This window comes from Paenibacillus vietnamensis (genome assembly GCF_020169515.1).
GTDB classification, from domain to species: domain Bacteria; phylum Bacillota; class Bacilli; order Paenibacillales; family Paenibacillaceae; genus Pristimantibacillus; species Pristimantibacillus vietnamensis.
Genome location: NZ_JAHMHW010000019.1, coordinates 39164 through 60911, shown reverse-complemented (window position 1 = coordinate 60911; position 21748 = coordinate 39164). Strand labels below are relative to the sequence as shown.

At 52.8% G+C, this 21748-nt stretch carries 21 protein-coding genes and 1 pseudogene; 2 read left to right on the top strand and 20 right to left on the bottom strand.

Annotated features, from left to right (window positions below; all coding sequences use genetic code 11):
• Window positions 1–25: 25 nt before the first annotated feature.
• The 10 genes and pseudogenes from KP806_RS23500 to KP806_RS23455 all read right to left on the bottom strand — a co-directional run bounded on the left by KP806_RS23500 (window position 26) and on the right by KP806_RS23455 (window position 9693).
• Window positions 26–1200 (bottom strand): annotated as a pseudogene (locus tag KP806_RS23500) (transposase).
• A gap of 156 nt (window positions 1201–1356) precedes the next feature.
• On the bottom strand, window positions 1357–2712 hold the full coding sequence (locus KP806_RS23495; protein WP_224726192.1) for a DUF4129 domain-containing protein: 1356 nt from the start codon (window positions 2710–2712) through the stop codon (window positions 1357–1359).
• A complete protein-coding gene (locus KP806_RS23490) occupies window positions 2709–3824 on the bottom strand; it encodes a DUF58 domain-containing protein (protein ID WP_224726191.1) in 1116 nt (371 codons plus the stop codon). The genes KP806_RS23495 and KP806_RS23490 overlap by 4 nt, the downstream gene beginning before the upstream one ends.
• 11 nt (window positions 3825–3835) lie before the next feature.
• Window positions 3836–4795 carry an AAA family ATPase gene (locus tag KP806_RS23485; protein ID WP_224726190.1) on the bottom strand — a complete coding sequence of 320 codons (960 nt, stop codon included), beginning with the start codon at window positions 4793–4795 and terminating at the stop codon, window positions 3836–3838.
• 21 nt (window positions 4796–4816) lie between these two features.
• A complete protein-coding gene (locus KP806_RS23480; protein WP_224726189.1) occupies window positions 4817–5740 on the bottom strand; it encodes a polysaccharide deacetylase family protein in 924 nt (307 codons plus the stop codon).
• Complete coding sequence (locus KP806_RS23475; protein WP_224726220.1) at window positions 5737–6714, bottom strand: phosphotransferase; 978 nt, start codon at window positions 6712–6714, stop codon at window positions 5737–5739. The genes KP806_RS23480 and KP806_RS23475 overlap by 4 nt, the downstream gene beginning before the upstream one ends.
• A 35-nt stretch (window positions 6715–6749) precedes the next feature.
• A complete protein-coding gene (locus KP806_RS23470) occupies window positions 6750–7415 on the bottom strand; it encodes an MOSC domain-containing protein (RefSeq protein WP_224726188.1) in 666 nt (221 codons plus the stop codon).
• Between the two features lie 413 nt (window positions 7416–7828).
• On the bottom strand, window positions 7829–8440 hold the full coding sequence (locus KP806_RS23465; protein WP_224726187.1) for a DUF3298 and DUF4163 domain-containing protein: 612 nt from the start codon (window positions 8438–8440) through the stop codon (window positions 7829–7831).
• 15 nt (window positions 8441–8455) lie between these two features.
• A complete protein-coding gene (locus KP806_RS23460; protein ID WP_224726186.1) occupies window positions 8456–8971 on the bottom strand; it encodes a GNAT family N-acetyltransferase in 516 nt (171 codons plus the stop codon).
• Entirely contained in the window at window positions 8968–9693 is a 726-nt protein-coding gene (locus KP806_RS23455; RefSeq protein WP_224726185.1) for a phosphonate ABC transporter ATP-binding protein, read from the bottom strand. Before KP806_RS23455 ends, KP806_RS23460 begins: the two co-directional genes overlap by 4 nt.
• 158 nt (window positions 9694–9851) lie before the next feature.
• On the opposite strand from KP806_RS23455, the gene KP806_RS23450 reads away from it, so the two are divergent.
• Window positions 9852–10076 carry a hypothetical protein gene (locus KP806_RS23450; RefSeq protein ID WP_224726184.1) on the top strand — a complete coding sequence of 75 codons (225 nt, stop codon included), beginning with the start codon at window positions 9852–9854 and terminating at the stop codon, window positions 10074–10076.
• Window positions 10077–10117: 41 nt separating this feature from the next.
• Here KP806_RS23450 and KP806_RS23445 read toward each other — a convergent pair whose 3' ends face one another.
• On the bottom strand, window positions 10118–10255 hold the full coding sequence (locus KP806_RS23445) for a hypothetical protein (RefSeq protein ID WP_224726183.1): 138 nt from the start codon (window positions 10253–10255) through the stop codon (window positions 10118–10120).
• A 147-nt stretch (window positions 10256–10402) separates the two neighbouring features.
• On the opposite strand from KP806_RS23445, the gene KP806_RS23440 reads away from it, so the two are divergent.
• Window positions 10403–11137 (top strand): HAD family hydrolase, encoded by a 735-nt coding sequence (locus KP806_RS23440; RefSeq protein WP_224726182.1) that lies wholly within the window; start codon window positions 10403–10405, stop codon window positions 11135–11137.
• Between the two features lie 66 nt (window positions 11138–11203).
• Here KP806_RS23440 and KP806_RS23435 read toward each other — a convergent pair whose 3' ends face one another.
• From KP806_RS23435 to KP806_RS23395, 9 genes are all read right to left on the bottom strand, one after another.
• A complete protein-coding gene (locus KP806_RS23435) occupies window positions 11204–13462 on the bottom strand; it encodes a type IA DNA topoisomerase (RefSeq protein ID WP_224726181.1) in 2259 nt (752 codons plus the stop codon).
• A 77-nt stretch (window positions 13463–13539) separates the two neighbouring features.
• On the bottom strand, window positions 13540–14679 hold the full coding sequence (locus KP806_RS23430; RefSeq protein WP_224726180.1) for a hypothetical protein: 1140 nt from the start codon (window positions 14677–14679) through the stop codon (window positions 13540–13542).
• A 49-nt stretch (window positions 14680–14728) separates the two neighbouring features.
• Complete coding sequence (locus KP806_RS23425) at window positions 14729–15049, bottom strand: hypothetical protein (protein ID WP_224726179.1); 321 nt, start codon at window positions 15047–15049, stop codon at window positions 14729–14731.
• A gap of 99 nt (window positions 15050–15148) precedes the next feature.
• A complete protein-coding gene (locus KP806_RS23420) occupies window positions 15149–16636 on the bottom strand; it encodes a glutamate synthase subunit beta (protein WP_224726178.1) in 1488 nt (495 codons plus the stop codon).
• Between the two features lie 241 nt (window positions 16637–16877).
• Complete coding sequence (gene folA / locus KP806_RS23415; protein ID WP_224726177.1) at window positions 16878–17372, bottom strand: type 3 dihydrofolate reductase; 495 nt, start codon at window positions 17370–17372, stop codon at window positions 16878–16880.
• Between the two features lie 34 nt (window positions 17373–17406).
• The gene (locus KP806_RS23410) at window positions 17407–18366 is read right to left on the bottom strand and encodes a thymidylate synthase (protein ID WP_224726176.1); all 960 of its coding nucleotides are present in this window, start codon (window positions 18364–18366) and stop codon (window positions 17407–17409) included.
• 45 nt (window positions 18367–18411) lie between these two features.
• Window positions 18412–18909, bottom strand: coding sequence for an acyl-CoA thioesterase (locus tag KP806_RS23405; protein WP_224726175.1), 498 nt, complete (start codon window positions 18907–18909; stop codon window positions 18412–18414).
• Between the two features lie 101 nt (window positions 18910–19010).
• Window positions 19011–20426 carry a dihydrolipoyl dehydrogenase gene (gene lpdA / locus KP806_RS23400; protein ID WP_224726174.1) on the bottom strand — a complete coding sequence of 472 codons (1416 nt, stop codon included), beginning with the start codon at window positions 20424–20426 and terminating at the stop codon, window positions 19011–19013.
• Between the two features lie 3 nt (window positions 20427–20429).
• Window positions 20430–21746 (bottom strand): dihydrolipoamide acetyltransferase family protein, encoded by a 1317-nt coding sequence (locus KP806_RS23395; protein ID WP_224726173.1) that lies wholly within the window; start codon window positions 21744–21746, stop codon window positions 20430–20432.
• Window positions 21747–21748 lie beyond the last annotated feature (2 nt).

Genomic DNA, 21748 nt, shown 5'->3' with positions numbered 1-21748 from the left:
TACACAAATGAGATTTTCGGATTTATTAATCCGTTAGCTTCAATATCCGTTTTAGATTTACAGCGAATATCGTCATTGCGCCTTGCAATTGCATGCCAAGCAAACCCGAGGATGTGGCTACATCATACCCGTGTCCATGTTTGAGTTCACTGTTCTTTGCTTCAATTTTGTAACGTTCCCTGGACTTTTCCTTGAAATATTCTGTCTCTTGGAATGCTATCTGTTCCGAGTGTTCTTCGGATTTAATCGAAACGGAATAAGTCTTGCTTTTAGCACCTTCTTTGTAGCAACCTTCCTTGAGTGGACAACGCTTGCATTGCTCCACTTCAAAAAAGTATGTGTTTTTTTGGTTTGTACCGACACCTTTCTTGCCTTGCCGAGCTTTACGGATGGCCATATGACCAGCTGGGCAAACGTACATGCCTGCATCCTTGTTGAACAGAAATTCATCTTCCTTCTTACGGTTACCTTGCGTAATGAGTGGATTGAGTTTCGCTACAAGTTCAATCTCATTACTCTTCGTGTATGAAATATTATCCTTTTCGGAGTAAGCTGTATCTCCAATGACGGTCTTGATCTGCATGCGGCGACGAGTTTTTGGCAATACTCGATTTCGTCTTCGAGTACATCGGTAGTGTTCTTGGCTGGCATCTTGGATTTAGCCGACTCATCCATGGTATACACGGCTTTACGCAATTTCCGCGCACGATCTTGCAGGATTTCTTGCGGTGACTTCTGATTGTAGCGCGCTTTCGTATGCGTAGCGTCAACGATGATGGAGTTGCTCTTCAGAATATTCTGCTCGATAGCAAGAGCCACCGTCTTACCAATGAGCATGTCCAATAAATTCATATCTTTCAACCGCAGTTTGCGGAATTTTGTCAGGGAGCTCGGGTTGATAACGGGATCCTCCGGAGCCATGCCGAGGAAGTATTTGAACGACATGTCGTACTTAGAGCGTTCGACAATGTCTACGTCCGACAATTCAAAGATCGTTTTCAGCAGCAAATATTTAAACATGCGAATGGGATCAATGGCGTTACGTCCATTGTCCAAACAATATTTCGCCTCTAGTTCTTCATAAATGAAATTGAAGTCTACCAGTTCGTTGATTTGACGGAGCATATTGTCCTTCGGAACGACGATGTCATACAGTGCCGCATAAGGACTCAAAACAAAAGTTTGTTGTTGCCGAATCATCCGCTCTCACCCGCTTTTCGTGATGACTCCATTAAACGGTAAAAAGGTACAGCCTCTTCAATTTTCTTGAAGAACTGTACCTTTTACTAAATGGCGAACTTTTTCAGTGGCCTCCAACATGAGCCGCTATGTCTTTTTTGCTTCAAAAGGCCGGCGTCAGCCGTTGGCGCCGGGTTTATCCCCGAGCAGCTGATTCTTGAATTGCTCCGCCTGTCCGGAGCCCGGTTGTTTCTCGCCGTAGCGTACGCGTTCGTATACGCCAATAAACGTTTCAATCGTTTGTTTGTCTCCCCCGCCGCTACCGGCATCGGCAAGCCGCTGCCCGACTTCGCGCGGTGTATGATTGGCAGGCGCGCCGTGCCCTCTTTCAGCCTGTTTCCTCAGCAAACGGGCGTAAATGAACCTGATTTTGTCCGCATCGCTCGCAAGCTCCTTCCAGCCCTTATCCCGGCCGGACTTTTGCGGCAGCAGACTTTTTAATTGTCCGCGTATCTGCTTGCCGAGCTTAGTTAACGACATAAAATGTTCGATCTCATCCGTGTAACCGGCATCGTTTTCCTTCCGGTCCGCCTCTCTTTCGAGCAGCCTTGCCATAAGCTTTTTTGCCGCTCCATACAGCTTGCGAAGGAGGATCGTCAGCAAGAATACAGCTCCGGCAGCTAACAAGACGATGGCGGCGACTTTCAACAGCTGCTCCAGTACCGTCATCCACTCCGGAGGAGGCCCCGTCTCCTCGGCGCCGGGTATAACGGGAGGCGCCTGCTCAGGCGGCTGTTCCGGGACGGGAGGCTCCTTCGGCGGCCGGTTCAACCAATCCGCCAGGCGCTCAAACAGCGAACGAAACCAGCCTTCAACAGCCTGCTGGATTTGCCGGAATAAGGCTAGGACGACCATGATGGCCGAAAGAATGAACACGAGGATACGGTTTTGCCGTTTGAAGGCTGCGGTAGCCGGCGTTGCGGCCGTGTCCACGGTTTCGCTGTCGAGATGCCTCTCATTCGCCAGGAAGAAAAACAGGACGACAGCTGCAATCCCGCATATAACCAATAAAGGGTTATAAGCGGCCGCTTTTTGCAGCATAAACAGTTTTAGCGGCTGAAAGACTGCGTAGGAGGCAATGCCGGACAGAAAAGCCAGATTCGGAAACGACATGGTCCAGCCGTGCAAAACCATCGAAGCTCCCCTACTGGCGGCTAAGGCTCCAATGCCAAAGGTTATGATCAGAGAATAAAGCTTCTGGTCCGATGACCACATGCCGTAAAGCAGGAGCGCATGAACGGCCCCGATACCGAGAGTTAGAGCGTACCGTCCGATCAATCGTATTTGCGTTAACTTTGCAATCATGAGCGCCGCCGCCCCGTAACACAGCGGCAAGGTGGCAATCCATGCCCATACCTGCGACGTCGGCAGCACATAGACGGCAGCGGCAAGCAGAACAGGCAAGAAATAAAACACTTCGAGCATCCCTTTTAGCAGAGGAATAAGCGGCGATTCCGAACGTACGCGGCTCATGCGCCCGCCTCTTCCCTGCCGGAGAAATGCCGGCGCGCCTTGTCCGTAAGCAGCCATACCGCCACCGCATTCCCGTTCCAGCGCAGCCTTTCGGCCTGCTTCTCCAGCGCGTCGTTCCAATAGCTCGAAATGACGAGAACGTCCCGCTCGCGGAATCCGCTGTCCGCCTCGGCCTGCAGCAGCTGGTGAAACAGCTCGGTACGCTCGATTTGAAGCATAGCCATACATTCGAACAGCCCGATCAGCTGCTCGTGACCGCCGCGCGGCTCGATCCGGACGCTCTCACGCGAGCCCGAGAGTGGCATATTGGCGGCGAAGCCGACATCCATCCCTTGTCCGATAACCGCTTCCGCTGCGCCTGCCGCCCATTCGATGCCGTGCTCGATGAGCGCCTCGTCCGTTACGCTGCGCCACATCCCTTCAGCATCATCCACATTCAAATAGATCATAAGCCTTCGGTCCGCTGTAAAATCATGCTGATGCACCTGCATCCGCCCGGTTTTGGCCGTCGCCTTCCAATTGATCTGCTTGTACGTGTCTCCCGCCTGATAGTCCCTAACGCCCGCAATCACGAACGGGTCGTTAATAATCCAGCGCCGCACGGACCGGTCGCCCTGCCAGCTGTGATACGGCAGCTCGCTTATCGGAACCTCGGCCGGGCGCGGATAAACGAGCATCCGGCTCTCGAGCGGGATCTGCTTTGTCGCATTTGTAAGGCCGAGCGGATCCCCGCCTGTCAGCGTAACCGTGTGCAGCTGGTACCAGCCTCTTTTGGCGCATGTAATTTTATGCTTGCGGGTAATTTTCGTGTAAGGCGGCAAGCTGAAGAAACTTTTATGATTCTGGTAAAGCTGTCCGCTGCTCACCTGAAAGTTTTCCTGCTTTTGAAAATGAAGATGGGAGGACAGCTGCGATTCCACTCGGAGCCAGGGAACCGGCAGCCACTTCGCATTCGATATTTTCTCGACCAGCTCGACCTGATCGCCGCGGAAGCAGGCTTTGCTCTGAAAATGACGCCTGTACTCGATTTGGCGGAGCACGCGGCTCTTAAACAGCTTGCTCTGCGCCAGCAGGATGGCGGCTGCGGCGACGATAAACCAGAATAAAATCATCGCGGCGGCGCCTAACCGACGGTCATGCCTGCTTCAGCAGGCACGGCCGTGCGGTTCACAATTTGCTCGATGATGCCGTCGGCGCTGCCTGTATTCCGCGCCATCCCGCGCAGCGCCAGCCGGTGAGCAAGAACAGGAACCGCCATCGCCTTGACATCGTCCGGCGTCACGAAATCGCGGCCCCTCAAAATCGCGTGGACCTGACACGCACGAAGCAGAGCCTGGCTGCCTCGCGGGCTTACGCCAACCGATACCTCCTCACACAATCTCGTTTGTTCGACGATTTGCAGCATATAACGAAGGACGTCATCCGTCACCTTTACCCCGGCATAAGCCTGCTGTGCCTTTAGAATGTCATTCATTCCGGCCACCGGCTCAAGCCGGGCAAGCGGATCGTTGTCCTTAAAGCGCTTCAGCAGCAGCATCCCCTCTTCGGTCGATGGATATCCCATTTTGATTTTGAACAGGAAGCGGTCAAGCTGAGCTTCGGGCAAAGGAAAGGTGCCTTGGTGCTCGACCGGATTTTGTGTTGCGATAACCATAAACGGTTTTTGAAGCTGCTTCGTTTCGCCGTCAAGGCTGATTTGCCTTTCCTCCATACACTCGAGGAGGCTCGATTGCGTTCGCGGCGTCGCACGGTTAATCTCGTCGGCTAACAGCAAATTCGTAAAGAGAGGCCCGGCCCGAAATTCGAATTCGCCAAGCTTCTGATTATAAAAATGAATGCCGCTAAGATCCGACGGCAGCAAATCCGGCGTGAATTGTATGCGCTTAAACGACAATGAAACCGATTTGGCAAGCGATTTCGCAAGCAGCGTCTTTCCCGTTCCCGGAACATCCTCCAGCAGCACATGACCGGAGGTAATTAACCCGATTAACAAAAAATCGACAACCTCTTCCTTCCCTACGATCACCTTGCCGATATTGGCCTTCACTTGCTCGGCAAGCGACATGACAGCTTCAAATGACATTTACGAGCAGCTCCTTTTTCGTTAGTTCGGATGACCGCTGCGGCCATGCTGCAGCCTCTGCAGCTCGCCCCAGCGGATAAGGCGGATGTTCTCCTCCTGCAAAGTACGGCGAATGTCTTCGTCGCGGAACAGCTCCAGCTCCATGCCGCGCTTCTCCGGCTGTCCGTGGAAGGCACGGAGCTCTTCGGTGACATGCGAAGGATGAATGATGATTTCCGTCACTCCCGGGCGAAGCCCCCGAAGCAGACGCTTCATCTCTTCCTTCAGGCTGCCGTAAGTTTCGCCAGCCTGCAGCGAAAACGGCAGGCCGGCCAAATAATCTAGGATAACGACGCCCATCGAGTCTGCCAGGCTTGCAAGCTGCCTTGCCTGCTCCTCCAGCTCGGGAGGCGCCACCACCCCGTTATCCTGCTGCAAGTAACGCGGCAGCCGGAACGGCAGGCCGAATTTAGCGCATACCTCGAGCACCTGCGGCAGGAAGTTGCGGCCGGTAGCCAGCCCATAAAGGCTGCCCATATGGTTATCCGCATGCGTAGGCTTCATCCCGAGCGATAAAGCCATTTCGATTTGGGCGGTCATTTCCTCTTTCACCTGATCCGGGTCGGCCTGACGCTCGAAGCTGGCGCTGTCTTTCGGGAAATAACCTTCTTTATCCGTTAATGATGAGGTGACGCCGTTCCGATTGACAGGTCCCCACTTATAGCTGTCCCATTCGCTCGTAAAGGTCAAATGAATCCCTACGTCCGCCTGCGGATAGCTGGCGCTCCATAACGCCGCCTCTCTCGCCCAGCCGCATGGCATCATAATCGTCGCCGAGCTGACCGCGCCTTCCAGCAGCAGCTGCTGGATCCCCGTATTCGTCGAATGGCATAAGCCGTAATCGTCCGCATTTACAATAAGCAGCCGGTCCTTTTCTCCGTAACCAAGCGAAGCTGCCAGGCTCATAGCTCCATCTCCTCCCAATGTTCGTTGATCCAGGTACAACCGTAGTCGGATGAGTCGATAATGCCGCAGAGAACGTCGGTGCCGTCAAGGCCGTCCCGCAAACGCACCGCGAAGTGGAGCGCGACGTCCAGAAATCTGAGCTTCATCAGCAACGGCAGGCTGACAAGCTCCTCTTCCGGCAATGGAAACGATTGCAAATAGCCGCGGAGCAGCGTTTTTACCTTTTCTGCAAAGGAAGGGTTCTCCGCTTTGATCAAATCGGCCGCGATGACCGCAAGCTCCATCGGCCTGACATCGACGGTGGTGAACTCAAAGTCGAGCACACCTGCGATTTCGTCGCCCCTGACCACCGTATTGTTAAGCACGAGATCGCCGTGGATCCACTGCTTGGGCAGCCGGGATAGCGCTTCGCATTCCTCCAGCAGCTTTCTCCGCTCCGCTTGGAGCCGGTCAAAGCCTTTACGCCTCGCCTTCAGCTCCTCCGTGCGATCGGACAGGCTCAGAAAGGCCGCTTCGTCCATCTCCGAATACGTGGTTTCCAATTCGTAATACGGGCTGTAAAGCGGCTTCCCTTCAGGCGAAATCCGGCTGAGAGCGGAAGTAAGCTGCGCGGCCGCCCTGCCCAGCGATAATAGTTGCGCCGGATTGCCGGCGCTGGGGCGTTCGCCTTCAATGTAACGGAACAGCGCAGAAAGCGTGCCGTCCTCCGCTATGCTGACCGTCTCTCCAAGCATGTTCCGGACGGGCACCGGCACCTGAAACGGGAGCTCCTGCCGGCTCAGCTGCCCCAGCACCTCATGCTCCAGCCTGGCGATGTCCGCATCCTTATGGTTGTTATAGATCCGCAGCACATAACGGCCGTTCCCCGACTTGATCATACGCGTCGTATTGTTCATTCCGCTCTCTCTATGTTCTACCTCACAGGGAGCTTCGAACGTGTATTGTGCCAAATAAGAATCAAAATCCGTATGCACTTTCAAAGGTGAAGCCTCCTCGGTCTAACTTCGTATTACTGCTCCAGACGCTGCAGCCGGCTGCCCAGCTGGTCCTGCCAGCTTTGCGCCAGTTCCTTGACCTCCAGCAGCGAGCGCAAGCCTTCTATGTCTTCTTTATCGATATACATCAGCCGATTGGCCTCCGCAATCGTTTTTCCCGCCGGATGCCTTTGCTTCAGCCGAAGCTTCGTGCCGGCTGTCATGCTGCCTTCCTTCAGTACGCGGAAATAAAAACCGGTATAGCCCCGGCTCTGTACCATGGCAGGCAAATCAGGCAGCCCGTGGCGCAGACCCAGCTTGTAGCAAGGCTGACGGGGCTGGCTGACCTGCAAAAGCACGTCCCCCGCCTCCACGATATCGCCGATGCACAGGTCGTCCTCCGTCCAGTCCGAGAGCGTAAAATTTTCGCCGAAAGCGCCGTATTCGAACGGCAAGTTCAATATTTCCCGCCAATAAGGATAGCGAGTGCCGAAATAAGCGCAAACCGCCTTATCGGGACCGCCGTGATGAACCGTATCTCCTTGGCCGTCCCCGCTCAGTCCGGTGAACGTTAGCGTATGGGATGTATCGGATGAGTATTTGTAAATACCGGAAAAAATCTCTTTCGCGCCGTGAGCCAGCGCCGCAGGCTTTCCGACATTTAAGGATAAGAGGCGTGCCGCCTCGAGTTGCTGCGCCATTGCGGATTCAGGCCTCCCTACCGATTTGATCTTTTCATTATAATCCCCCGAGGGAGAAGTTGGCAAAGCGGCCCCGCTTTTTATATCGATAATGCCTTTAAACAAGCGGAGTTTCGACAGGTTTTCGGATTTCTCCCGGTGCGATTGTCGAATCGGTCGGGTTTGTGTTGCATTCTGCGCTTCCCCGGGAAATGTTTTCGCAATTGTTAGAATATTTCCTAAATTGCCGAATCCCATTTCCCGGCGCATACAAGTTTAAGCGGCTGATGTCGTCCCCTGTAAGCACTCCCATCGTGTCGCGAGGAGTCCGAACACCATTCGGTTAAGCTTCTTTTTCGATTAGAAGTCAAAAAAATAAGCTCCGCATCCTCTCGGATGGAAGCTAAACCGGATAACGCCGGCGTTCTGCAGCCTTAATCGTTGACAAGCATCGGGCCAAGCGGGCCTTCTTCGTTCACGATATCCTGCAGCTCGTAGACCGATATCGGGAAATATAGAAACCCGTAAACATAAGCCGCAAGCTCATACAGCTGAAAATAGATCACGAGCGAGCGGTCGGCAACGTAAAAATCCTGATCCGGGCGGATCTCCTTGAAAGGCTCCAGCGTATCGATCGCTCTGGCCGCAATTTGGGCGCTGACAATCGCGCTGATCCGTTTCACGTAATCGGAGCCGGGCTTGAAGAGCTGGGCCAGCGTATAGGTTTGGCCCGTCGACTGCTTAAATGTAAGCGATTCCTGGAGCGTAAGCCCATGGGCGCCGCCGGTGTATGCGTAGTTGAACAACGATAGGCTGAGCACATCCTTTTCGTTGGTCTTCTGTTCAAAATGCCCAAGCATCTCCGCACGCGGGTCCTCAAGCGAGCCTTGACTGTTGACGAGCTTCTGAACGGTTGCATGGATTTTCGCGTTTATCGTCCGGTCCGCAGCGCTGCTGGGGCCTCCGCTTACGTGCGGCATGTACAGCTCCGCTTTCGGAAAAGCGGCTTTGGTCGTCTGGATGACGACGGGTGCTTGAAACGGCATGACGAAGGCACCTTCCTATTCGGTCAGATGCTCCATCTTATGCAGACTCCGGCTCATTTCATACCATTCGATTCCACCGTGAGCGGAAGACGATACGCCGTGCAGGCTGAATTTCTCCGCTTCATAAAAAGGAATCAAATGCTTCTCGCACATCAAAATGATTCTTTCAAGGCCGTAAGCCTCGCATTGGCTGACGAGCATGCGTAAAAGCCGGGCACCGATCCCCCGGCCTCTCCATTCCGGATCAACGGCCACCGTCAGCACGCAAAAGCCGCTGCCGCTGCCGTCGTCCGTTTGCTCGCCCTTCATTTCGTCGCCGCAGGACGTTTGGTCGGTCCGAATCCCGTTGGCGATGCCGATCAAACGCTCACCTGACCAGGCGCTCCAGAAAAACGGACCGTACTTCCGAAACCGGTGAACGAAGCCGGCAAGTTCAGCGGCTGCCTCCGGCGGATAGCAGCGCTGCTCGAGCGCGATCGCAGATTCCAGCTCCTGTTCTTGAATCGGGCGCAATTCTATGACCTCGTTCACAGCAGCGACTTCTCCCGCTCGGTCAGACGTCTGCCTCGAACGTCCAGCACGAGCTTCCCTTTGTTCAGACCGAGTATTCGATCGGCAAACCGCTCGGCCCAGTCGCCCTGATGCATGACTGCGATTACGATAACCCCTTGCTCCTTGCACAGCGCTTTCAAATCGCTCAAAACCTGATCGGCGGTATGCGGGTCCAGCCCTGCAACCGGCTCGTCGGCCGCGATCACCTTGGCTCCGTGGACGAGCGCTCTTGCAACCGCCATCCGCTGCTTCTCCCCGCCGCTCAGCGTGCTGGCCTTTTGATGCGCTTTGTCGATCAGGCCGCGCTTCTCGATCATATCCATAGCTCCCATATAATCGTCGCTGCGCATCATCCCCGTCCATCTGCGCCAGGCCGGCGTCTGCGATACGGAGCCGATGATGACATTTTTCAATCCCGATTTGTTCGGGAACAAAAACGGCTTTTCCTCTATGTAGGCTACCTGTTGCTTGAGCTTGAATCTGCCCTTTAAGCCTTCCTTAAACACATCCTTGCCTTCAAACTGGTAAGTGCCGGAGGTCCATTTTTCCTGAAGGGCGAGACATTTCAGCAGCATCGACTTGCCGCTTCCGCTGTCTCCCTTTATCGCGATAAAGTCGCCGGGATAAGCCTCGAAGGAAATGTCGTCCAGCACCTTCGGCCCTCCCGGAATCCGTTTGGTTAAGCCTTTTATTCTGATCATATTCCGCGCTCCTTCTGTTAGCAGCAATCGATTCTATGAATCTAGTTTACGTGAAACAAAAAACAGTTTCCATACGAACAAATGTTTGCTATAATAAAAACAAGAACAAACGTTCCCTATGAACAATAATTCACCCTATTTAAGGAGGCTTGATCACCATGAATATGAGCTGCGAAAATTTCCGTTACGTAGAGAAAGTACGCCCTTGGCGGGACCTGACCTTCAAGTTTTACTCTGACGGCCGGCTCGTTATTATCGACAATGTTGCGGAGGAGGTGATCACTCCAAAGGATTTGAAGGGCGACAGCAAGGACTTTTATGTACGCAAGCGGATTGCTTTCATTAAGAATCAATTAAACGCAACGCGTCTCAAATATGCATAAGGGAGAGGGGAGACCCTCTCCTCATTCATTTCGAACAGCCGCTACTGCTGCTGTTTGTCGATTTCATTCAAGCTCGGCGGCCGCTTCGCGAATTTTTCGGCTGACAGAGTCCTAACGTGCTCGCTGACGCTTGTATGATTGCGATGACCCCCGGATTTTCCGCTTTTATCCTTTGCCATTCTAATCACCTCCACATTAACAGTATGCGGATTAGGCGGTACCGCTATGTAATTCTGCGCAGTCACATTTTCGCCACATTGACTCGGCCCCTTCTTTTGCGGTAGATTGATCATACAGATTTCACTTCCGTAAAAGGAGACATGACTATGAAGCAGCAAATCATGTTCGATTTGGACGACACCCTCATTCACTGCAACAAGTACTTCTACATGGTCGTCGATCAGTTTGTAGATGCGATGACAACTTGGTTTGGCGGCAACGCCCTCGTTACCGAGAAAGCCATCCGTGACAAGCAGACGGAAATTGATATCGCGGGAGTTGCTGTGTTCGGATTCAAGAGCGAGCATTTTCCACAATCTTTTGTCGATACGTACATTTACTTCTCCGATCTCACCGGACGCAAACGCTCCGTCACCGAAGAAAACTTCTTATGGAAGCTCGGGTTAAGCGTCTATGAGCATGATACGGAGCCTTACCCGAACATGGAACAGACACTGTATTCGCTTGCAGAGGCAGGACATGAGCTTCATTTATATACAGGCGGCGAATTGCCGATTCAGCGGCGCAAGATCGAGAAGCTGCAGCTGGAACGATACTTCGATTCTCGGATCTATATCCGGCGGCTGAAGAACAACGAAGCGCTGGAGGACATTTTGTCGAGCGGGACTTTTAAGCGCGACATGACCTGGATGATCGGCAACTCGATCCGTACGGACGTCGTTCCTGCTCTTACGGCCGGCATTCACGCCATACACATGCGCGCTCAAACGGAATGGGAATACAATGTGGTTCAGATCGATGTGGAGCCGAAAGGCGCATTTTTTACTCTGGATCACTTGAAGGACGTTCCTGATACGATTCATCAATACGTGAATCGTTGAGCGGCTGCCTAGCAAATAGGGGCAGTCCCGAAAGCATCTTGGCTGATGCTCGGGACTGCCCCTTCGTTATTGCTCAACGGCAAGCTCGCCGGTTTCGATATTTTTTACAACGATTTTGCCTTCGGTCGGATTGCCGTCCTCTAACACGAGCTTGAGCTTCGCGGTTTTCCCTTTTTCTGCCAGCGCCTTTACCTGCGAATCCGTCAAGCTTCGTCCGAAGCTTTGTTTCCAAATGACAAATTTGCAGCCTTCTTTATAATTGGAGCAGCCGTAGCCTTTACGCCCCATGAATAATGATCCTCCGCAGCCGGGACGCGGACAGGCTGCAAGCAGCACGGGTCCATCCGTATCTGCTGCAGCTGCGCTCTGTTTGGTCTTTGCAGCCGCAGGCAATTTAGACCTGGGAGATTTGCTTCCAGTAGCGGCGGATGCTTTTGCCTGCCCGGATTTCCCCTTTGACGGGGAGTCGGATTCAAACGAAGTTTTGTCGGCGCGCTGCTGCAGGCGGACTTTGTCGACGATCATAGTTGCAAATTTTTTGACGTTGTCCATAAACTGCTCGTTCGAAGCCGCACCTCTTGCGATTTCGTTCAAGCGGCGCTCCCAGAGGCCGGTCATTTCCGGCGAAGTAAGCAAATCGATGCCCGCTCTGCGGATCAGCTCGATCGCTGTTCGCCCTTTCTGCGTAATCATGATTTTTTTACCCTGCATTTCCACGTAGCCGACGTTTTTCAGCCTTTCGATTGTAGCGGCCCGCGTGGCAGGCGTACCCAGGCCGGAATCCTTCATGGCATCGCGCAAATCCTCGTCTTCAATTTGCTTTCCGGCGCTTTCCATCGCTTTCAGAAGTGTTCCTTCCGTATAATGCTTCGGAGGCTGGGTATCCTTTTCTTTGACGGCCGCATCCGAGCATACCACACCTTCGCTCGCAAGAATGGAGAATGGCTCGCTGACTTCTTCCTCTTCTTCCTCAGCATCCTCTTTCTCTTTGCTTTTGACGGAAGACTTCGGCTTCTCCTTCTTCTGATCCGCGTAAATGACTTTCCAGCCCAAGCTTAGCAGCTCTTTGACGGTCGTTTTGAACAGCTCTTCCTCTACTTCCGTCATGACCGTATGCACCTTATACTCAGCAGCCGGATAAAACTGCGACAGAAACCGTCTCACAATCAAATCGTACAGCTTCTGTTCATCGGCGCTGAGCCCGCTTGCTTTGCGGTTGGTCGGCAGAATCGCATGGTGATCCTCTACCTTGGCCGGGTTGCAGACAAACTTGTTTCCTTTATGCACGAGTCCTCTGCTTGCGCCTTTCACGAACTCATCATATGACGTGCCCTGCAAAGCTTGCAAAGTACGGTGCATTTCCGGGATGTTCTGCTCGGTTACGTAATTGGAGTTCGTTCTCGGGTACGAGATGACTTTGTGCTTTTCATATAGCGCTTGTGCGGTATCCAGCGTTTTTTTCGCTGAAAAACCGAATTTTCCATTCGCTTCGCGCTGAAGAAGCGTCAAATCGTAAAGTTTAAACGGATATTCCTTCGTATCCTTTATTTCATAAGATGCAATCCGTCCGGCTTTTCCTTTCACCTTGGCGGCCAGAGCATTTGCCTTTTCCGGATCGGTCATGCGCTCCCCTTGCCACATGCCGCGATAAGTGACCTCACCCTGTGTAAAATGCCCCTCCAGCTCAAAAAACTTGAGCGAAGAGAACGCTTCAATCTGCTTCTGCCGGTCATAAATCAGCGCCAGCACCGGTGTCTGCACCCGGCCTACCGACAGCAAAACATTATGCTTCGTCGTAAAAGCGCGGGAACCGTTCATCCCGATCAGCCAATCCGCTTCGCTTCGTGCGGTAGCGGCACGAGTCAGGTTGTCATAATCCGCACCTTCCCGCAGCTCGTCAAACCCCTTGCGGATCGTCTCCGGCGTCAGATCGGAAATCCAAAGCCGCTTGACCGGTTGACTCAGCTTCAGATGACGCTGAATAAGCGAAAATATATATTGGCCTTCGCGCCCGGCATCGCATGAATTGACAAGCAGACTGCACCGCTTTGCCAATTCTTTAATGACCTTAAGCTGTTCCAGCGTCTTCGGGTTAGGCACGAGCTTAAATTGCGAGGGAATAATCGGGAGATCATTTATGTTCCATTTTTTGTATTTATTGTCATAAGCGTCCGGCTCGGCCAAGCCGATCAAATGGCCGATCGCCCACGTAATAATATAATTTTCCCCTTCTAGATAGGAACGGTGATTTTTTGCTTTAGGATCGATTGCGGCAGCAATATTTCGCCCCATGTCCGGTTTTTCCGCAATGATTAACGTCTTCAAAAGATAATCGCCCCTTCAAAAGATTAATGCCATTAATCAGTCCCCTGCCGTGAAGCAAAACAAAGGGCTGAATTCGTCTATTCATGAGTGCCGGGCTTCTCCAAATAAGCCGTTATGGCTTTGAAAATCGAACGTACCCCGTCCGCCCAATTCGGGTCTTCCGCGTATTTGCGGTTAATCCATGTGAACGGGTCCGTATCCTCGGGTCTGCCTTTGCTTAAGTTCACGATCGTTCTGGCCGCGATTTCGGACGATTGCCCGATCGTCGTATTAAATTCTCTCCAGCTGTGGAACACGTTAAAAGGATTATTCGCAATTTTCTTGTGCAGCTTGTTCGACTTCGGGACGAATGCCTGCTCCTGTCCGGTGATGGCAAACAACAGGGCCGGGTGAATATCAAAGGCCGCCGCAGCATCCACGATAGATGCAAAATAAGGCGACTCCGCAAGAGCGGACGATCTTTTCTCCAAATATCCGTTCAGCCTGACCAGGTCAACCTCGCGGTATCTAAGCTCCGCAGGAAGTCCTTCCACACTCGGCTCCGGAGCTTTCGTTTGTTTCAGCATAACCGGCGGCTGAAGAATAGACACGGAGGGCTTCCCGAGCGACCAGCCGTACAGCAAGTTAGACGATAATAGGCTCAAACCCAGAATACCGTAGGCGATCGTCAAGTTTCGTCCGCTTTTCTTTGCCCGGGCAGAGCGCATTCGAAACTCGTACAGCTTCACCGCTGCGGTGGTATCCGATGCTTCGACTTTGTCCGGTTGCATACCCTCGGCCTCCAGCAGCGCTCTCAGCTGCCCCCAGAGGCTCTCGGGATTTTCACCCACTTCCGACTTTCCAGATTGAAGCTTGTCCATAAGACGGCGCATCACAGGCTTCTGGCAGCGTATTTGCAGATGCTCCTCCACCCATTCGTGCAGTGCATCAAAAATGTCGGGCCGCGTTCGATCCAGCTGCAAGCATTCGGCGAGCAGATCCTCCGATCTGACGGGCCTCTGCTGTTCAAGAACGGATCTTCGGACAATTGCGTTAGTAATGCTTCTACTTTCGTCGGTGCCGAAATCCGGAAGCCGCTTGTGAATGATCCGGCTCAGAGCATCGGCGACGATTTCCGCAAGCAGCTCCTGCGGCATTCCGGCATATTTGTACTGTATGTAGCTGCGGATATTTCGGACGTCAGACGGTGACAAAACGTAAGATTCCCCGGTTGCCATGACGATTCTCCCCTTCCGTCATCTCAATCCGATTTTACCACAAGCTTCCTTATGTTGAGGAGCTCTGTTTTTCGATCTCCGCTTGGATGTCTGGCCGGTTAATGTATGCGGCGATCTGCTCCTTTTCTCCAACCGTAAACTGATATTCGCAATCGCAGCCTTCGTCCTGAGGCACGATTTGGGCGATTGTTCCGCTCAGCGTACAGATGACAAGCGCCGTAAAGTCAATTAGATCCGAAGGCGCCTCCGTACCCGGAGCAAGCTTGAAGCGAAGCGTAATGTCAATCCACTGCTCGTCCCTGCGTTCGATCTTCGAATCAATCGATTCGAACTTAAGCTCGGTCACGCGATCCAACCCGTATTTAATCATGGATGAACTCCTCCTCCGATTAGGGATTCCTTTGCTTTTTCAGCAAGAAAAGCGCCCGTAGGCGCTTCTCTGCATGCTTTGCTGACTGTTCTTATTCGATTAAGGGAGCATCGAGCTGCCCATCAGATACTTGTCAACCTCGCGAGCTGCTTCGCGTCCTTCGTTGATCGCCCAGACGACCAAGCTTTGTCCGCGGCGCATGTCGCCGGCAGCAAACACTTTGTCGACGTTTGTCGTGTATTTGCCGTAAGTCGCCTTCACGTTCGAGCGGCGGTCCTGCTCGAGCCCCATCTGCTGAATCAGGCCTGCTTCCGGCCCTTCGAAGCCGACAGCGATAAATACGAGATCCGCAGGCCATACTTTTTCCGTACCCGGAATTTCTTTATAAATTTTGCGGCCGGTTTCGTCAACCGTACGCTCGATTTGAACGGTGTGGAGCTCCTTCAGGTTGCCGTTCTCGTCGCCGACGAATTTCTTCGTAAGCACGGAGAAGGCACGTGGATCTTCGCCGAACAATGCTTTTGCTTCTTCTTGCGCATAATCAAGCGTATAAACGTTCGGGAATTGCGGCCAAGGGTTGTTCACGTTGTCGCGGACAAGCGGCGCTTTCGCGTGCGTACCGAATTGAGTAACGGATTTGCAGCCGTGGCGAAGAGCCGTAGCGACGCAGTCCGTACCTGTATCGCCGCCGCCGATGACGATGACGTCTTTGTCTTTAGCCGAAATATAATTGCCGTCCTCCAGATTGGAGTCGAGGTAGCTTTTGATCGTACCGTTCAAGTAGTCCATCGCCATATGAACGCCGTTCAGATGGCGGCCTTCGATCTCGACGTCACGGGCTTTCGTTGCGCCGCCGCAGAGAACGACAGCATCGAAATTATCAACGAGCTCTTGGCCCGAAATATCCTTGCCGATTTCAGTATTGGTAACAAAATCGATGCCCTCGGCCGTCAGCAAATCCACGCGGCGCTGTACGACATGCTTCTCAAGCTTCATCGTCGGGATGCCGTAAGTAAGCAGGCCGCCGATCCGGTCCGCACGCTCGTAAACCGTTACGGAATGCCCAGCCTTGTTCAGCTGTGCGGCTGCCGCCATACCTGCAGGGCCGGAGCCGACAACGGCAACGCGCTTGCCTGTGCGAACTTTAGGCGGCTGCGGTACGACCCAGCCTTCTTCGAAGCCGCGGTCGATGATGGCTTGTTCGATCGTCTTGATCGTAACCGGATCGCCGATCAGGCCGACTGTACATGAGCCTTCGCAAGGAGCAGGACATACACGTCCCGTAAACTCCGGGAAATTGTTCGTTTTATGAAGACGGTCAAGCGCTTCGCGCCATAATCCGCGGTAAATCAAATTATTCCATTCCGGAATCAGATTGTTCACCGGACAGCCGGAAACAGAACCTGCAAGTTCCATGCCGGTATGACAGTAAGGCGTTCCGCAATCCATGCAGCGCGCTCCCTGCGTCTTCAGCTGTTCGTCGGAAAAATGCTTATGAAATTCTTGCCAATCCTTGATCCGCTCGAGCGGGTCGCGATCGGCCGGCAATTCGCGTTGATATTCCATAAAACCTGTAGGTGTAGACATGATCGCATTTCCTCCATCCATATTTCCCGTATACCATTCAACCATACTCATACCAAACTATATCGGGAATCCTTCAAATATTCAATAACAATCTTTATCCTAAACATACAAATTGTTCGGATTACTCGTATACTATTTTATAACATCCTAGCATTCCTGTCTTAAAACCGTTAATGGATTTTCCGCACAATCATTTGCACTTTATGACTAATCGTTCGTCAAATGTTCGTATGCTTCGGATCTAACCGATCGTACGCCGCTTAAAGGTTTGAAAGGTAAATGCATATGCGTTTTTCTCATCGGCTTCCCGCTTCTCGCTCTCCGCAAGCTCCCACTCTGTATCGGAAAAATCCGGAAAATAAGCGTCGCCGCCTTTGACCTCCGCATCCACCGCCGTCAAATAAATCATATCCGCGAAGGGTAAAAACTGTGCATAGATTTCCGCTCCGCCGATCACCATCAGCTCCTCATCCTTAAAGAGGCGCAGGGCTTCTTCAATGGAGTGCACAATTTCGCAGCCTTCGGGCCGATAATCCGGACGCTTCGTCAAAACGACATTTCTGCGGTCCTTCAGCGGCTTTGGAAGCGACTCGAACGTTTTACGGCCCATGATGACGGTTTTGCCAAGCGTATTCCGGGTAAAATACGCCATCTCCGCCGGCAGCCTCCAAGGCAGCTTATTGCCGGCGCCGATCGTTCGGTTCCTGTCCATCGCGGCTATTAAAGTAATTGACATCTTCGTACTCACCTTTCAATATATGAAGCTTTCGTTAAACGGCAACCGGCGCTTTGATAGCCGGATGAGGATCATATTGCTCGACGCTCAAATCGGCAACCTCAAAATCGAAAATCGATTTTTTGTCTGCGTTCAGAACAAGCTTCGGAAGCGCCTTCGGCTCCCTGCCTAGCTGTTCTTCGATCTGCTCTAAATGATTCAAGTAAATATGAGCGTCCCCGAGCGTATGGACGAAATCACCGGCTTGCAGGCCGCACTCATGCGCAACCATATGGGTTAATAAAGCATAGCTGGCAATGTTGAATGGAATCCCTAGAAAAATATCCCCGCTGCGCTGATAAAGCTGACAGGACAGTTTCCCTTCCGACACATAAAACTGGAACATCGTGTGGCATGGAGGCAGCGCCATATTGGTCGGAACGTCTTCGGGATTCCACGCGGAGACGATTAGCCTTCTCGAATCCGGATTCCGCTTGATCGTGTCTACGACGTCCTTCAGCTGGTCAATCGTTTCGCCGCGCGACGTCTTCCATTCGCGCCACTGCTTGCCATACACGTTGCCAAGCTCGCCGAATTCCGCGGCAAAGCCGTCGTCGTTCAAAATCTGCTGCTTGAACAGCTCCATCTGCTTCTCGTACTCGGCAGCGAATGCTCCGTCCCGCTGCGCCCTCAGCCCAAACTCGGTCATATCTGGGCCTGAATAGGAAGGGCTTTCCACCCATTTCTTAAATGCCCATTCATTCCAAATATTATTATGATGCTGAAGAAGAAACCGGATGTTCGAATCTCCCTTTATGAACCATATCAATTCGCTGGCGACAAGGCGGAACGGGACCCGTTTCGTCGTCAGAAGCGGGAAACCCTCGCTAAGATCGAAGCGCATTTGGTAACCGAAGGTCGATATCGTACCCGTACCCGTACGGTCTTCCTTCCTGGTACCGCTGCGCATGACGTGTCTGATCAGCTCCAAATAGGTTTGTTCGCTTTTGCTCATTTTGCTTACGCCCCCAAAATCGACAAAATATCCTCTATTATATCATCAATCGAGCTTTCTGTCGTCCTTTCGTTTCGTCCTGAGCGAATGCCGCTCAGGTGCCGATGCGTGCAGCCCGATTTCCGCTTCCGTCTCCGGGATAACGGCGGGCACCTTGGCCGGTTTGCCGAAATCATCGAGGGCTACGAACGTAAAAAATGCCGTCACGGTTTTCTTTTTCTCACCGGTATACAAATTTTCGGAAACGACGGAAACATAAACCTCCATGGAGCTGCGCTTCGTCCAAGTAACATAAGCCTCGACTTCAATAACCTCGCCGACGCGGATCGGCGCCAAAAAATCCAGACTGTCCGTCGATGCGGTTACGACCTGCATCCTCGCATGCCTCATGGCGGCGATGGCCGCCACTTTATCCATGTATTCCATCAGCTTGCCGCCAAACATCGTATGGTGATGATTCGTATCCAGCGGAAAAATAAGCTGCGTCATAATCGTCCTTGATTCTTTAACCGGCTTTGCCTCCCGCTGCTGTCCCCTATCCATCTGCGCAACTCCTTATATGTATGATTGCGATACGAAAAGAGGCCCCGCAGCTATAGGCTGCGTGACCTCTGATACCGCTAAACTGCATCGATAAGAGCAGATTATTTAATGAAGGTGTGAATCGGGTGGCCGAGAGCAACCTCAGCGGCGTCAAGCACGATTTCGCCAAGCGTCGGATGCGCATGGATCGTAAGCGCGATATCCTCGAGCGTAGCGCCCATTTCGATAGCAAGAGCAAGCTCAGCGATCATATTCGACGCTTCCAGACCGATAATTTGCGCGCCAAGCACCAAGCCGGAATCGGCGTCGGATACAAGCTTGACGAAGCCTTCGTTTGCATTAAGCGACATAGCGCGTCCATTGATCGCGAACGGGAATTTGCCGACCTTTACGTTATGGCCTTTATCCTTCGCTTCTTTCTCGCTCAGGCCCACGCTTGCGCATTCCGGATCGGAGAAGCAAACCGCCGGCACGCATTTGTAGTCGATAATGCTCGGTTGACCTGCAATCGCTTCGGCAGCGACACGTCCTTCGTACATCGCTTTGTGAGCGAGCGCTGGACCTGCGATGATGTCGCCGATCGCGAAAATATGCGGAATGTTCGTACGGCATTGCTCGTCAACTTCAACGAGGCCGCGGTCGGACAGCTTGATGTTGATCAGGTCAAGGCCAAGCTCACCGTCGGTATTTGGACGGCGTCCAACCGTAACGAGCAGGTAGTCTGCCGTTACCTTTTCTTCTTTGTCGCCAACCGAGTATGTTACCGTAACATCCTTGTCGGTTTGCTCGGCGCCTTTCGCTTGCGCACCTGTAATAATGTCAACGTTCGTGCTTTTCAGCTTCTTCGCAACGATGTTGGACATATCTTTATCAAAGCCTGGCAGGATCGAGTCGGAACCTTCGATAACCGTTACCTTCGTTCCGAATTTCGAGTACATTTGGCCAAGCTCGATTCCGATATAACCGCCGCCGATTACGACGAGGCTTTTCGGAATTTCAGGCAGGGACAACGCACCTGTGGAAGATACGATACGGCCGCCGTAAGGGAAAGCCTTCAGCTCGATCGGACGGGATCCCGTTGCGATGATGCAGTTTTTGAAACGGTAACGCGGCGCTTCCTGATCGTTGAAGACACGAGCTTCGTTCTCGTTGATGAACATGACTTCGCCTTGGAAGTATTGAACTTTGTTCGCTTTCAGAAGGGAAGCAACGCCGCCTGTCAGTTTCTTGACGATGCCGTTTTTGAATTCCTGAACCTTGCTGAAATCGACCTTCGCTTCGCCCACTTCGATACCGAAGGAAGAAGCGTGGCTGATCGATTCGTATTGATGAGATGCGGAAATGAGTGCTTTCGATGGGATACAGCCCACGTTCAAGCAAACGCCGCCTACATATTCTTTATCCACGATAAGTACGTTTTGGCCAAGCTGGGCGGCGCGGATTGCCGCGACGTAACCGCCGGGACCCGCACCAATGACTAGAGTATCGATATCGAGAGAAGCATCGCCTACGACCATTTCTTATACCTCCATTATGAACAATTCAGGCTGCGCCAGAAGTGTTTTGATGAAATTCATAAAGTTTTGTGCCGTTGCTCCGTCAATCAGACGGTGGTCAAAGCTGAGCGACAGAGCCATCACAGGAGCCGCTACGATTTCCCCGTTCCGAACGATCGCTTTCTCCGTAATTCTGCCTGTACCAAGAATGGCAACCTCAGGGAAGTTAATGACCGGTGTGAAGAACATGCCTCCGGCCGATCCGATGTTCGAGATCGAGATCGTGCTGCCCTTAAGCTCGTTCGGCGCAAGCTTGCCGTCGCGGCCGCGGGCTGCCAGGTCACGGATCGAATCCGCGATTTTGAACAGATTTTTGCGGTCCGCGTCTTCAATAACCGGTACGATCAGTCCGTTGTCCGTATCCGTCGCAATACCGATATTGTAGAATTTGCGAAGTACAATTTCCTGGTTTGCTTCGTCGAGCGTCGCGTTCAGGATCGGGAACTCGCGGCACGCTGCCACAAGAGCTTTGACGATAAACGGCAGGTACGTAAGCTTGGAGCCTTTTTTCTCGGCATAAGGCTTATACTTAGCGCGTAGTGCTACCAGCTCGGTTACGTCAACCTCATCCATAATTGTAACGTGAGGCGCCGTATATACCGATTTGGACATCGCGTTTGCGATTATTTTGCGAATGCCTTTGAAAGGAACGCGCTCTTCCGGACGGTAAGGCGTGCCGGCAGCAGCCGGTGCAGCCTTCGCTTCGCTTGCGGCAGGAGCGTCCGTCTGTTCGGCAGCAGGAGCCGCTTCGGCTTGTGCAGCAGCGGCAGCGGCAGGAGCGCCGCCAAAGCCGTTTACGTCGTCGCGGGTAATGCGGCCGTTTTTGCCCGTACCGTTCACTAGAGTCAGGTCTACGCCCTTCTCACGCGCAAATTTGCGTACGCTTGGCGTAGCCAGTACCGGACCTGCGTCTGCTTTCGGTGCAGCAGCAGGAGCCGCTTCAGCTTGTGCAGCAGCCGGTGCCGGTGCCGATTCTGCAGCGGCTGGCGCTTCAGCTTTAGACGCTTCTGCAGCAGGAGCTGCCTGCTCAGGAAGCTCGCCTTCGGCGTCGATGATCGCGACAACTTCGCCCACGTGGCAAACCTGTCCGTCCTTTACAAGCACCTCGAGCACTTTTCCGTTTACAGGGCAAGGCACCTCGACGATCGCTTTGTCGTTTTGCACTTCCATAATTACATCATCATCCGTTACCGTGTCGCCGACTTTGACATGCACTTTAATAATTTCGCCTTCGTGCAAGCCTTCGCCGAGCTCAGGGAAACGATATTCGAATTTAGCCACCG